The sequence below is a fragment of the Granulicella sp. L56 genome, from assembly GCF_009765835.1.
Classification (GTDB): Bacteria; Acidobacteriota; Terriglobia; order Terriglobales; family Acidobacteriaceae; genus Edaphobacter.
The window spans coordinates 421,585-434,956 of the sequence record NZ_LMUS01000006.1 but is presented as its reverse complement, the minus strand read 5'-3'; the positions used below and the strand labels follow the sequence as shown (position 1 = coordinate 434,956).

Annotated in this window: 10 protein-coding genes; 4 read left to right on the top strand and 6 right to left on the bottom strand. The window is 59.0% G+C overall.

All coding sequences use genetic code 11. The features are described from left to right. Positions 1-2: 2 nt before the first annotated feature. The 4 genes from GSQ81_RS09615 to GSQ81_RS09600 are packed head-to-tail and all read right to left on the bottom strand — an operon-like array spanning position 3 to position 6,190. A complete protein-coding gene (locus tag GSQ81_RS09615) occupies positions 3-1,988 on the bottom strand; it encodes a M1 family aminopeptidase (protein ID WP_158910551.1) in 1,986 nt (661 codons plus the stop codon). Positions 1,989-2,033: 45 nt separating this feature from the next. Beyond that, positions 2,034-3,284, bottom strand: a complete 1,251-nt coding sequence (gene lpxB, locus GSQ81_RS09610; RefSeq protein WP_158910550.1) for a lipid-A-disaccharide synthase — start codon at positions 3,282-3,284, stop codon at positions 2,034-2,036. A 29-nt stretch (positions 3,285-3,313) separates the two neighbouring features. Continuing rightward, on the bottom strand, positions 3,314-5,359 hold the full coding sequence (locus tag GSQ81_RS09605; RefSeq protein WP_158910549.1) for an ABC transporter ATP-binding protein: 2,046 nt from the start codon (positions 5,357-5,359) through the stop codon (positions 3,314-3,316). Between the two features lie 48 nt (positions 5,360-5,407). Further along, positions 5,408-6,190 carry a thioredoxin family protein gene (locus GSQ81_RS09600; protein ID WP_158910548.1) on the bottom strand — a complete coding sequence of 261 codons (783 nt, stop codon included), beginning with the start codon at positions 6,188-6,190 and terminating at the stop codon, positions 5,408-5,410. A 94-nt stretch (positions 6,191-6,284) separates the two neighbouring features. Between GSQ81_RS09600 and hemW the strand changes: the two genes are divergently transcribed. Next, positions 6,285-7,499: a radical SAM family heme chaperone HemW gene (gene hemW / locus GSQ81_RS09595; RefSeq protein WP_158910547.1), complete on the top strand. Its 1,215-nt coding sequence runs from the start codon at positions 6,285-6,287 to the stop codon at positions 7,497-7,499. A gap of 18 nt (positions 7,500-7,517) precedes the next feature. Then, a complete protein-coding gene (locus GSQ81_RS09590; RefSeq protein WP_158910546.1) occupies positions 7,518-8,543 on the top strand; it encodes a low specificity L-threonine aldolase in 1,026 nt (341 codons plus the stop codon). Positions 8,544-8,900: 357 nt separating this feature from the next. Here the strand turns inward: GSQ81_RS09590 and GSQ81_RS09585 are convergent, their stop codons facing one another. Continuing rightward, positions 8,901-10,694: an ATP-binding protein gene (locus tag GSQ81_RS09585; protein ID WP_158910545.1), complete on the bottom strand. Its 1,794-nt coding sequence runs from the start codon at positions 10,692-10,694 to the stop codon at positions 8,901-8,903. Between the two features lie 12 nt (positions 10,695-10,706). Then, positions 10,707-11,081, bottom strand: coding sequence for a response regulator (locus GSQ81_RS09580; RefSeq protein ID WP_158910544.1), 375 nt, complete (start codon positions 11,079-11,081; stop codon positions 10,707-10,709). Between the two features lie 175 nt (positions 11,082-11,256). Between GSQ81_RS09580 and GSQ81_RS09575 the strand changes: the two genes are divergently transcribed. After that, the gene (locus GSQ81_RS09575) at positions 11,257-11,961 is read left to right on the top strand and encodes a winged helix-turn-helix domain-containing protein (protein WP_158910543.1); all 705 of its coding nucleotides are present in this window, start codon (positions 11,257-11,259) and stop codon (positions 11,959-11,961) included. A 50-nt stretch (positions 11,962-12,011) separates the two neighbouring features. Continuing rightward, positions 12,012-13,340: an ATP-binding protein gene (locus GSQ81_RS20265; protein ID WP_305794250.1), complete on the top strand. Its 1,329-nt coding sequence runs from the start codon at positions 12,012-12,014 to the stop codon at positions 13,338-13,340. Positions 13,341-13,372: the final 32 nt, after the last annotated feature.

The following is a 13,372-nucleotide window of genomic DNA, read 5'->3' as shown; positions in this document are numbered from 1 at the left end:
GATTAATCTTGCTCGGCCGGGCGCTTGTACGGTTTCTGCATCAGCGCGCGTGCCTCGTTGATCGCACCCTGGGTGTTGTCATTGGTCTGTACAGCGAGGCGATATTCGTTGACGGCTCGATCGCGCTGGCCCGTCAGGTCGAAGATGCGACCCAGTTCGATGTGGCTCCAGACTTCGACCCATCTGGGGTCGCCGTCTCCGCGCAGAGCATCGCGGAAGGAGTTTGCCGCGGACTGATAGTTGCGCTGCATGAAGAAGACTTCGCCGATACGGTAGGCGGCGAGCGAACTGTTCTTATTGGCGTCGAGGGCCTTCTGGTACTCAACCAGAGCGGCGGTGAGATCGCCCTGCGCGACCTGCTCCTGCCCGCGTAAGACGGCCACGCGCACAGCAAGATCGGGTGTGCTCTTCAGCAACCAGTTGTCTGGATCGATACCGATATGGCGAGGACGGCCAAAGGTTTCGATGGAATATTGGGACTCGTTGCCGCTTACGACGATGCGCTTGATCTCGGTCTTTCCGTCAGTTTCGATGCGCAGCTCCACCGGCATACTAAAGAGGTCGAGGTCCTGAGTGATGGCGCCGACGGTACGAAAGCCCTTATTGTCGCCCAGACGAAAGACGGTGTACTTGTCTCCAAAGGCCGGTGCTCCCGTGCCATCGATCCACTGCGAGAAGAAGGGAGTCAGTTGCAGATGCGACTGGGCTTCGGCGACGGTTTGCACATCGGAGCTGCGTATCGATTTGTCGGTGTACTGCGAGAGCAGGCCGCGGAGGAACTGGGTAAAGGTGTCGTCGCCCATCTCCCAGCGGAGCATATGGAAGACCATCGCACCTTTTTCGAGGGTCATGGACTGGAACTGTGGCGAGAACGGATCGAGGCGTCCGAGAGTGGTCAGCGGAACCGTATCGTAGGCCAGAGCGCCTGCCGAGACATCAGTGATAGCGGACTGAAATGCGGTCTTCCCGGCTGAATCTTCGAGATACATCAGCTCGGCATAGCGCGACATGCCATTGGTGATCCAGGCGTCGTTCATGGTCGCGGGAGAGACCTCGCTGCCCCACCATTGATGTGCGATGGTGTTGGAGATGAGCCGTTGGGCATTGCGTGCAGCGATGCGACCGCCTCCGATTGCCACAACCTCCGGTGCCCAGGCAGCTGAGACAGCATCGTCCGGCAGCTCCACGAGGTTCAGGATGGGGGACTCTGGCTGACCGAACTTGCTGGTCATAAACTCAAACTCCCTGTCGGCTGTGTGAGCGAAGTCGAGGGCGAAGGGCTTGCGCTTGTCGGTGACGTAGACGTGGATGTTGTTGACGCCCGATATGCCGGCAGGATCCAGAAATTTACCGGCGATGATGGTTCCGGGAAAGCCGGGCTTGGTCCAATTGAAATCGTATTCGGTGCGATTGCCGGGGAGGTTTTTCTGCCCAGCGACTCCGCTGCCGACTACCCGTTCGTCGGAAGGCACGCGGATGTGCATTTCGGCGGTGAAGCGGTCGGTGTACAGGCCGGTCATGGGGAACCATGCGCCGGGATACAGCAGAATGCTGATGGGATCGTCGATCGAGGCCAGCTTGATTCCGCTGACCGGGCTGGTATCGGAGCCGGTCAGCGTGCCGGAGTATTCAAAGTTATAGGTGGTGCTGGTTCCCTTGGGAATCGGCGTGGCCAGGGTAAAGCGCACGGTGCTGTTGCCGGTGAGGCGCTCCGATTCGAGCGGCTTGCCACTTGCGTCTGTGACCTTGGTGATCTGCAGCCCGTTGTTCAGCTCGAAGATGGGCGAGGTGAGATCTTCAAGCGCCGTAAAGGTTACGGCGGCCGTCGCCGTGAGGTGATGCACCGCAGGATCGAGGTCGGCCGTGATGACGTAGCCGGTGACGTGCATTTGAGGTCTGGCGGGCGCTGCCCATAGGGGAGCCGCGAGAATGCACGCGGGAAACACGGCCGTGGCCAGAACTCGAAGATACCGGGAGGGTAGGTGCATGTCGGGCGAAGATCCTCAAAAAATAATGGTACAGCCTTCGTGATGTTAGACGCTTGTCGCTGAAATTCGGCCACTTGCGGCTGGGGTCTGTCCCAACAGGGCTTCCACGGCGTCGCAAACCTGAAAGATAGAGCCTGATCCTGAGGCTGGAAGCAGCTTGAAGTGTGCCTCGGCGAGGTCTATAAGCATCTGCTCGCGCTGAGGGCTGTCGGCCAGGAGAGGGGCGAGGGTTGCCGCAACGTTTTCTGCGGTAAAGCGGGTCTGCAGCAGTTCGGGCACGATGCGCTTGCCCGCCACGAGATTGACCATGGCGATGGGGAGATTGCCGTCCTTGTCCTTTTCAGTCGGGATCTCAAGCGGATAGCGGATAAGGCGGCGGGCGAGACCAAAGGTAAACGGAGAGACCCGATAGACCACGATGAAGGGGTTTCCGATGACGGTCGCCTGTACGGTAGCTGTGCCGCTGGCGACGATACTGGCGCGGGCATGGTGAAGCGCCTCGCGCGCGTCGTCGACCAGGGTAACTCTCGGCTTGGTTGCGCTGTAGTAGATGGGGTCTTGCAGAAAGTTGAGAAGGTACGAGTTGTTTACCGTTGAGGCCACCGGGATGACGAACTCATATTTGCCCTGAGCGTTCAGGATAGCGGCTGCGTGCAGCATCTCGGGCAGGTTGAGCTGCACCTCTTTGCGTCGGCTGCCGGGAAGCAGGGCAATCCAGTTTTTCGCAGGGTCGAGCGCATATTTTGTGGCGTACTCCGCTCGGGTGATGTCGGGCAGCGGCAGTTGTGCCAGCGGGTGACCGACGAAGGTGGCATCGACGTTGCGCGCACGATAGAAGCTCTCCTCAAAGGGGAAGATGACCATCATGCGGCTGACGCGCTGCTGTACCCAGCGCAGACGCTTCCGCTTCCACGCCCAAAGCTGAGGGCTTACGAAATACACAACCGGGATGTTCAGCTTGCGAAGTGTGCGGGCGAGCCGGAAGTTGACGTCTGGGAAGTCGATGAGAATGGCAACGTCGGGACGTCGTTTTTTGATGGATGCGACCAGGCGCCGGTACTCGCCATAGATACGCGGCATATGGCGGATGACTTCGGTGATGCCCATGTGCGCCACATCCTCGGCGCGGACGATGCGGTCGAGTCCGGCGACTGCCATCTCGGTGCCACCGAGGCCGAAACAGGTGAGCTGGGGCAGACGGGTGCGCAGCTCGTCGATGATTTGAGCGCCGTAGTAGTCCCCGCTGGCTTCACCGGCGGAGAGAAAGATGCGCGGAGATGGATTGCTTTCTGCCACGTTCGTCTCTTGTTCGCTTGACTACTCTATCAGGGGAGAACTGCGTCAGAAAGCTGGGAGGGCAGCGCGGCATCTGCCGGCATCTCCTGGTCTTTGTATTGCAACTGGTAGAGCTTCCAATAGAGGCCGCGATGTGTGAGCAGCTCCTGATGGGTGCCGCGCTCGCGCAACTGTCCCTTGTGCATGACCAGGATAGTATCAGCCCGCTGAATCGTGGACAGCCGATGGGCGATGAGGATGGAGGTTCGCCCTGTGACCATGCGTGAGAGTGCGCCGCGCACGCGGAGTTCTGTGTCGGTGTCGACCGAAGAGGTGGCCTCGTCCAGAATGAGGATTCCGGGATCGTGGGCCAGCGCACGGGCAAAGCTGATGAGCTGCTTCTGGCCGGTGGAAAGAGTGGCTCCGCGCTCCTGAACAGGTTCGGCGAATTGCAGAGGGAGAGAGCGGATGAAGTCGCCCACATTGACCTCGTCGGCGGCGCGCTGCAGTCGCTCGTCCGTGACCCACTTGGAGCCGAGGCGAATATTGTCTGCGATGGTGCCGGTGAAGAGGAAGGGGTCTTGCAGCACGACGGCGAAGCGGCGACGGAGGGCGTGCATATCCTGCTGGCGTACGTCGATGCCGTCTACAAGAATGCTACCGCGTTGAATATCGTAGAAGCGCATCATCAGGCTGATGATGGTCGTCTTGCCCGCGCCGGTGTGGCCGACGATAGCGGCGGTCTCGTTCGGCTCGACGACGAAGCTGACGCCGCAGAGGATCCACTCGATGTCGGCATAGCCGCGCAACTCGTCTTCGGTTGCCGATGCCACGCGAAGGCGCTGGGCCTCATCGAGGGTCTGATAGGTAAACCAGACGTTGCGGAACTCTACGCGTCCAGAGCGGTCGCCTTCGATGGGTTTCGGGGGCGAGAGGATCTCGGGTTCAGAGTCCAGCAGCTTGAAGACGCGTTCGCTGGCGGCCATGGCCGCTTGCAGGATGTTGTACTTCTCGCTGAGGTCCTGAATGGGGCGGAAGAAGCGCTGCGCGTACTGGATGAATGCGATGAGAACGCCGAGCGTGATCGTCGCGCCCGGTGCGCGCATTGGATGCAGGAGGTACTCGTAGAACGGCAGTCCTGCGGCGAGAGGAGCGCCGGTGAAGAGGGCACCCATGCCGCCGCGCCACACGACCAGAGCGATGGCGACGGAGCTGAGCAGCTCGACTGCTGGATAGTAGAGGGCGTAGGCGAAGATGGCGTCTTTGAAGGCGTTCATGTGTAGGCGATTGACCGAGGCAAACTCGTCGAAGGCATGCTGCTCGCGGTTGAAGAGCTGCACGATAGACATGCCGCTGACATGTTCCTGCATGTAGCTGTTGATCTTGGCGATGGCCGAACGGATGCGGCGGTAGCTCTCGCGCACATGCTTGCGGAAGATGCCGGTGATGTAGAGAATCGCAGGGATAACGGCCAGCGTCAGCAGAGCGAGCGGCCAGCTCATGCGCAGCATGATGATGACGATGAAGGCCAGGACGAAGATGTCTTCGAAGATGGCGAGGACGCCCGAGGTGAACATCTCGTTCAGCGCGTCCACGTCGGAGGTGACGCGGGTGACGAGCTTGCCGACGGGATTATGGTCGAAGAAGCCGGGATGCATGCGCTGAAGATGGCGGAAGATCTGGCTCCGCAGATCGAACATGATCTTCTGACCGGTCCACTGCATCAGGTAGGTCTGAACGAATTCGAGAACGTAGGTAATCAGCAGCGCGCTGAGGTAGAGCAGGCCGAGCTGGGTGATGCCTGCCATCGGTTTTGGACTGAGGTGGTGGGCCAGCCAGGAGAGTTTTTCCGGCGGCGTCTTCGTCATGTAAGTATCGACCGCAACTTTGACCAGATACGGGCCAACAACATCGGTTGCGGCTTTGAAGATGATGGCGATGGCGGAGAACGCAACCTGCAGCTTGTAGGGGCGCAAATAGGTCAGAAGACGGCGCATAAGACGACCGTCATAGGCTTTACCTACGATGTCGTCGTCGTGCAATGCCTTCTTCGCGGCTTCTTTTTTCGCTTTTTTTGAGTTCTGTTCGTCAGCCATCTAAGTATCTCTATTCTAGATGCTTGGGGCGAGAGCAGGATTCTCTAGTTATTGACGCGCAGGCATGGAAACTGCGCCCACGACAGCGCCCTCGTCCGGACGTTGTGCAAATACAACAATCCGCATGGTTGCAGGCTCCGAATTTGCTGGAGCAACGAGCTGTGCGTGCAACGGGCCCGATGCTAGGTCGTTCAGCTTGCCGATCTTTTGCAGCGATCGAACCACAGCAGCATGATGGAGAACCTGCCCCTTGTTTTCGCCGCGTTGGACATTTGTCGTGTCGGTAGGATCGACGAGCGCGGCATAAAGGTCTGCGTTGGAGAGCAAATTCGGTGGGGTTGAACTGGAGACCGTAAACGAGACGCGGCTTCCCTCCACGGCTGCCTTTGAGAGCGCGAGGTTGATCTTGGCTGTATTGCCTGCACTGCTGATGGCGCGAACGATATGGGGCGCGTCGTTGCCGACAAACGGCTCGGTGCCGTCGATGACCATCTGCGGCGTGTAGACATCGTCCAGATGGAAGCGGAAGCGGTACTGATTTTGCCGCTCTGTATATTGATGCGAAGAAAAGCGGTCGTGCCAGCCAAGCTGATCCCAATAGTCGACGTGCTCGCCAAGCGCGATGATCTCTGTACCGGCGATTGGCTGGACCTGCTCAAGCTTTGCAAGCAGGGCATCGGCAGGCGGGCAGCTTGAACAGCCTTCCGAGGTAAACAGCTCCACCAGAACAGGAGAGCGCTGCGGCGCGGTTTGAGCGGTGGCTTGTCCGGAGATCAGGACAAGCATGAATAGAAGAACATCGACAGTAGCGAGTGGGCGAAATCGCAGCATAGTCTTACCTCTTAGTCACCTCTTGCAGCATAGAAGGCTTACTGCCGTCTGAAGCAGCCTTCGTGAAACAATTGTTTGAGGCGTTTTCGGCAAAATGGTTACAACGGCTGGAGTCTACATCTCGGTCCCTTTCTGCAAGGCGAAGTGTACCTTCTGCAACTTTGCCTCGGGAGTGTTCGCCGCTGACCGGATGCAGCACTATGTTGACCGTGTGTGTGATGAGATTGACGCGGCGCGGGATGCGGCAATGAAGTCCGGGGCGCGATTGCCAGAGCTGGTGGATTCGATCTACTTTGGCGGCGGAACGCCGAGTTTGCTGAGCGCGGCGCAGTTTCGCCAGATGTTTCAACGTCTGCGCGACGAGTTTGAGTTGGCGCGGGACGCTGAGATAACGCTCGAGTGCGCTCCGGGACAACTTGCAGACGAGACGCTGGACGAACTGCTGCGGCTGGGCATGAACCGCGTCAGCTTTGGGGTGCAATCCTTTGTGGATCGCGAGACGGCAGCGGTTGGCCGATTGCACACGCGGCTGGAGTGCGAGGCGGAGATTGCGCGGGTTCGCAACGCTGGGGTTGGGGACATCAGCATCGATCTGATCGCAGGGCTTCCCTACCAGACGCGGGAGAGCTGGCAGTATTCGCTGGAGCAGGCTATTGCCAGTAAAGTCCAGCACGTCAGCGTTTACATGCTGGAGGTCGATGAAGAGTCGCGCCTGGGTGAAGAGGTTCTCGCCAAAGGGACGCGTTACCATGCGTCGGCTGTTCCTTCCGAGGATGAGAGCGCCGATTGGTACCAGATGGCTTGCGAGCAGTTCGAGATTGCCGGTCTGGAGCAGTATGAGATCTCGAACTTTGCGCGCCGGGGCCATGCTTCGCGTCACAACCTCAAGTATTGGCAGCGTCTGCCTTATATCGGCTTTGGCCTCGATGCGCACTCCATGCTGCTGACGGATGTCGGCGCAGTACGTTTTGCGAATACGAGCGAGATGGACGCTTATATGAATAAGCCTGAGTCGACTTTTCGTCAGGTCTCGAAGAGCGCTGCTGAGCCGGATTTCGATGTGATTGGCGTTGAGCAGGCTTTTGAAGAGGCGCTTTTTCTTGGGCTGCGGCTCAATGAGGGCGTCAGCCTTCGTCTGCTGCGCGGACAGTTTGGCGAGGCGATGGTTCAGGATGCGATGCCTGCGCTGCTGGAGGTTCGTGAGGCTGGCTTGCTGGAGTTAGAGACTGATCGCATTCGCCTGACAGCACGAGGTCGCATGGTCTCGAATGAGGTCTTCAGTCGATTGCTGGTTACCTCCGCCGCATAAGTTCAGAAGAGGAGTTTTATGATCGATCTGCGGAGTGACACTGTTACCAGGCCGACGCCTGCGATGCGCGAGGCTATGTTTACCGCCGAGGTCGGTGACGACGTGTATGGAGAAGATCCTACCGTCAATCGGCTGGAGAGCGATGCCGCTGCCATGTTTGGCAGGGAGACTGCGCTTTTTGTTCCGACCGGCACGATGGGGAACCAGATCGCCATTCGCCTGCATACGCAGCATGGGCAGGAGGTCATCTGCGAGGCGCGGGCGCATGTGCTCGACTGGGAGATGGCCATGGCTGCGGCGTTTTCCGGGTGTCAACTGCGTCCCGTTGCCGGGGAACGCGGTGTCCTGACATGGGAACAGATCAGCCAGGCGATTGGGCCGAAGATCTATTACCGCGCTCAGACGGGTCTGGTCTGCCTTGAGAACACGCACAACATGGCTGGCGGAACGGTTACGCCACTGGTTCGGATGCGCGAGATCTGCGAGGGAGCGCATGAGGCTGGTCTGCCGGTGCATCTTGATGGAGCGCGGATCTTCAATGCTTCGGTGGCGCTTGGCGTTGGCGTAGCGAAGCTTACCGAGGGCTGCGATACGGTGATGTTCTGCCTGTCGAAGGGGCTGGGCGCTCCGGCGGGCTCAATGCTGGTGGGCAGCAGAGAGGCGATGGAGCGTGCTCGTGCCTTTCGCAAGGCGCTCGGCGGCGGGATGCGACAGGTCGGCGTGCTGGCTGCTGCCGGTCTGGTCGCTCTGCATGAGATGACGGCGCGGCTGGTTGACGACCATGCCAATGCTCGTCTGCTGGCAGAAGCGGTTGCGGCTGAGCCGAATGCCGAGATCGACTTGGATGCGGTCGAGACCAATATCGTCATCTTCAATCTTCGTGATGGTGATGCGACTGCGTTCTGCCGGGAACTGCGAGAGAAGGACGTTCTCGCGAGCGCGATTGGGCCTGATGCTGTTCGGTTTGTGACGCACTATGACGTTGACCACGAAGCTTGCGTGAGAGCGGCTGCCGTTGTGACGGAGACACTGCAGACTTTCTAAGCTCTTTTTGGGACCCCCACCCCCCGGGGGTACTTTTACCTTATCTCTCAATGAATCAGTATTTTACGTGAATTTAAGTTTGCAAAATATTGATTCTTTATGGCTTAGAGGCAAAATATTCGATCTAAATGAGTTAGGCCCGGCGTTGCGGCTGGGCCTTTTGCCTTCTTTCTAAGTCTGATTTCATTTTAACGAATGGGGATAAACTGTTTTGCAGCTTTTGCGGATTTATTTTATGGGTATAAGGTATTTATTTTGTTATGTTTGCGTGGAACGTGCGATCGATGGGGGACTTGACAGCTCTTCGTGCAGGGATGCGAGGTGAGTACGAAGACCATGGCCCATGCAGATCGCGTGTTAGTCGCCGCCTGCGTTGATGGTGGGCTTGGTGGCGAGAAAGACGCTTACGGAGGTGCCGTGAGTGGCTTCGCCGGTTTCGCTGGCCAGCTCGATGGTGCCCCCGTGTTTGGTGACGATGCCGCGGCTGACCCAAAGGCCGAGGCCGGTGCCGCGCTCGCCCTTGGTGGTGAAGAAGGGCTGGAAGAGGTGCGGTTGCACTTCGGCCGGAACGCCGAGGCCGTTGTCGGCAATCGTTACCGTGGCTCCGGCCACCTGCTTGTGGCCGTCGATGGAAAGCGCCGGCTGTGGCCTGAGGCTGACGCTTACCTTGCCTCCGGGACCGGCTGCTTCGGCGGCGTTTGTGATCAGGTTGGTGAAGACCTGCCGCAGCTCGGCAGGGAAGGCGTCGACCGAGATGCCGGAGGGGAGATCGGCGTGGACGATGACTTGCTCATCGCTGAACCGGCGCTCCATGAGGAGAAGGATCTCCTGAAGCATGTCTTTGAGGTCGATCAGGACGGGGGCCTTGGACTCGCGATAGAGGCCGAGCATGGCGCGGCTGATCTGGGTGACGCGGGCCAGCTCCTGCTCGGCCATGTCCATGAACTGCACCGACTCCTCTTTGGTGGCTCCGTTGCGCATGAGGTAAAGCAGGTTCGATACGGAGTCAAGGGGGTTGTGGATCTCATGCGCGATGGTGGCGGCGAGGCGCCCGGCGACTGCCAGCTTCTCATTTGCCAGAAGAGCGTCCTGCGTCTTGCGTTCGAGGGTGATGTCGCGGAAGACCATGACGACACCGGCGATTCCGTCCGTGCGGTCGCGGATGGGTGCGCCGCTGTCGGCGATATGCAGCTCGGATTTGTCTTTGCGGATGAGAATGGTATTACTGCCGAGGCCGACGATGCGGTTCAGTCGCTTGACCTTGGAGACGGGGTTTTCCATAGGAGAACGAGTCGTCTCGTTGACGATGTGAAAGATGGTTTCAAGGGGTTTGCCGTAGGCTTCGGCCTGTGACCATCCGGTGAGCTCCACGGCCACGGGGTTCATCATCTGGACCCGGCCTTCGGTGTCGCAGGTGATCACACCATCGCCGATGGAGGCCAGGGTGGTGCGGAGTTGCTGCTCGGACTGAAAGATCTCCTCGGCGCGGCGGCCCAGGACATCGAGCGAGGTTTTATAGGCGTCGGATACGGCGTGCATGCGGTTGCGCGTGAACAGGCCGATGAAGATGCCGACGCAGAGGGCGAGCACCAGCAGCAACCACTCCATGTGGCGAACCTGACTCTGCCAGAGGTGGATTCGCACTGCCCGGCGCTGCTCTGCGTTGTGGGTCGTATTGGCGAGGTCCTGACGGATGTCGTCCATCATCGACTTTCCGCGCAGGTTCAGGTCCACATCGCGAACCTGCCCGCCAGCCTGGATGGTGGCGATGACGGGCAGGGCGAAGGCATCGAGCCAGAGCTGCTGCTTGTCGATCAAGTCGCCGATGTATTGCTTCTCGACGTCATCGAGGCCGGGAAGCGTCTTCATCTTGTCGAATTCAGCCTGCAGATGTGGTGCGGCGTCCAGATAAGGCTGGAGAAAACGTGCATCGGAGGTGTTTTCGTAGCCGCGCAGAGCCGACTCTTCGTTAAGGATGAGAGTGTTGATGCGGCTGACCTGGGAGATGTGGGCGTCGGATTGCTGAATCAGGCGGACGGTAGAATTGGCCCCTTGAATTTGCAGGTACAAGGCCACAGCCGCCAGCAAGAGCGCGATGACCGGCAATAAAAAAACCTGCCGCAGGATGCGATTGAATTGATTTAGATTCACAGCCCTCTCGTTTTAAGCTCGACTCGCGGGTTGCAGGAGACTACCTAGTTTGTCCAGAAGAACGGGTGGGCCTTCTCCTTTGGTCATGCACATATCGACCATGGAGAGCACCTCCGAAGGCAGGCCGATGTAGGCGGAGAGAAGAAGGATAGGGATATGAGGCTTGGCCTGGCGCATCTTCGCGGCAACCTCGCCGCCATTCATTCCGGGCATGGAGTAGTCGAGCACAACGCAATCGATGGGCTCACTAGCAAACAGTTCGAGCCCGGCCGAGCCGTCGGGTGCCGTGAGGACACGGTATCCTGCGCGCTCGAGCAGTATCTTGCGAACCTTCAGGCCGATCAGTTCGTCATCGACACAAAGAACGAGATGGGATTCTTGCGCCATAAGCACTCGATTCGAAGCTACTGCTATTTTCAGGACAATCTCTAAACTACTTTTAGGATAACGCCTGGGCGTATAAAAGTAACATTCCCTTAATGACTGACGCTAAGGATTCATCGTACGTTAGCAATCTTTGGGTCACATTAGGTTAATCTGACGGTAACACTGAGGTTACAAATTGAGTCAGACGATCTTTGTATTGGAAGACGACGCCGATATCTCACGCCTGGTGCAGTATCACCTGGAGAGCGCTGGCTATACCGTCCGCGTCTATTCGACCATTGGCCAGATTGTTCCCGATGCCGACCGGCAGCCGCCAGCACTTTTTCTGCTGGACATCATGGTGCCGGGCGGAGACGGTCTGGATCTATGCCGCAGGCTTCGCCAGAATCCCACGTTGAGCGTGATTCCCATCATTTTTCTGACGGCGCGTGCCGCCGAGAATGATCGCGTGCAGGGCCTTGAGATGGGCGCGGATGATTACATTACCAAACCGTTCGCTACGCGGGAGTTGATTGCTCGCGTGAAGGCCGTGCTGCGGCGGTTCGAGAGGCCAACTTCGCCTTCGATCCTGAAGTTTGAAAATATCGAGATCGATGCAGGCGCGATGCAACTACGCGTCAGCGGTGAGTTGGTGACGACGACGGCGACGGAGTTCCGGTTGCTGGACTATTTGGCACGCCATCCGGGGCGGGTGTTCAGCCGCGATCATCTACTGGACGCGGTGTGGGGCGACGCTCGTTTCGTTACGCCGCGTTCGGTCGATGTCTATGTCCGCCGCATCCGTGAAAAGATCGAAGCCGATGCCGAGAGCCCGCGCTATCTGAAGACGATGCGCGGAGCAGGATACCGCTTTGAAATTCCCAAGACTCCGCAGTCCTGAGCGCAGGTGCATTTGTGAGGCGTAGTCTCTTTCTTTCGATTTTTGTTCGCATGACGATCGCTCTGGCGATCGTTGTGGCGCTGTGCGTGTGGCTTGCTCCGCGTGGCTGGATCCTCGCCGCAATTTTTCTGCTGGGCTGGGCGGTATTGAGCTCATTGCTGATAGCGCGGCTGGTGGGGCATGATGTTTCGGCGCTGCGGCTGTCCACGGCGGCCATTGCAGAGCGTCCTGTCAGCGCGGTTGGCAACCAGTATGCCGACTTCGACGAGGTTGCGCATGCGATCTCGCAGGTCTCGGAGCAGGTGCAGCGGCAGCTTGCCGATGCTTCGGAGGGTCGTCAGAAGCTGGAGGCGATGATCGACAGCATGCAGGACGCTGTGGTCGCCGTCGATCAGGCGGGGCGGATCCAGTGGACCAATCAATGCATGCAGAGGCTGATTCCAGGGGCGTTCGTTGGTGGAGCGGTTCGCGTGGGCCATGCGCTGGTGCAGACGATCCGCGATCCGGATGTTCTGCAATGTGTTCGGTCGGCACTGGAAGATCGCGTGGTGAGCGAGCGGCGATCGACCTCGGTGATGCCGGGGCGCATCTTCGAGATTGCCGCATCACCGATGCCGGGTGGCGGCGCGGTGGCCGTTCTGCACGATATGACGCGCATTGAACAGGTCGAGCGCATTCAGCGTGACTTCGTGGCGAATGTTTCGCACGAGCTACGGACGCCGCTTACCTCGATCAGTGGCTATGTGGAGACGCTGCTTGACCACGAGGCGGGGCTTAGCGTGCAGGCGCGGGAGTTTCTCACGACGATTTTGAAGAATGCCACACGCATGAATCGCCTGACGGAAGACCTGCTGGTGATGGCGAGGGTGGAGTCGTCGGAGGGGGAGCTTCATCCGGCGCCGGTGCGGGCGGACATCCTGATTCGCGATGCGGTGCAGGCGATGAGCGGGCTGGTTCAGGATGCGGAGGCGGTGCTTGAGATCGGTGAGGCGACTACCGTTGAGGTGTTCGCCGATACGGATGCGATGGTGCAGGTGCTGAGCAACCTTATCGAGAACGGGATCAAGTATGGACAGGGGCGCAATGCGGCGGCTTCGCGTGTCATCGTCAGCGCGCGTGAGGTTGCGGAACCGGTTGAGGCTGTGGAGTTTCGCGTGCGTGACTTTGGGCAGGGAATTGCCTCTGAGCACCTGGGCCGGATCTTCGAGCGCTTCTACCGGGTGGACAAGGCACGCTCGCGGGAGTCGGGAGGGACCGGGCTTGGGCTTGCGATTGCACACAGGATTGTGCAAGTTCACGGAGGCACGATCCGTGCCGAGAGCTCGTTGAATCATGGCAGCACGTTCATCTTTACGCTGCCGAAGGTGGGACGCCAGTAGGTTCTGGATATAAGCTTTTCCCCACCATTCAT

What these genes read in the sequence shown, in the direction of transcription:
- hemW (WP_158910547.1), top strand. Translation starts at nt 6,285, where the DNA reads ATGGTTACAACGGCTGGAGTCTACATCTCGGTCCCTTTCTGCAAGGCG.
- GSQ81_RS09580 (WP_158910544.1), bottom strand. Translation starts at nt 11,081, where the DNA reads ATGGCGCAAGAATCCCATCTCGTTCTTTGTGTCGATGACGAACTGATC.
- GSQ81_RS09615 (WP_158910551.1), bottom strand. Translation starts at nt 1,988, where the DNA reads ATGCACCTACCCTCCCGGTATCTTCGAGTTCTGGCCACGGCCGTGTTT.
- GSQ81_RS09600 (WP_158910548.1), bottom strand. Translation starts at nt 6,190, where the DNA reads ATGCTGCGATTTCGCCCACTCGCTACTGTCGATGTTCTTCTATTCATG.
- GSQ81_RS20265 (WP_305794250.1), top strand. Translation starts at nt 12,012, where the DNA reads ATGACGATCGCTCTGGCGATCGTTGTGGCGCTGTGCGTGTGGCTTGCT.
- GSQ81_RS09590 (WP_158910546.1), top strand. Translation starts at nt 7,518, where the DNA reads ATGATCGATCTGCGGAGTGACACTGTTACCAGGCCGACGCCTGCGATG.
- GSQ81_RS09605 (WP_158910549.1), bottom strand. Translation starts at nt 5,359, where the DNA reads ATGGCTGACGAACAGAACTCAAAAAAAGCGAAAAAAGAAGCCGCGAAG.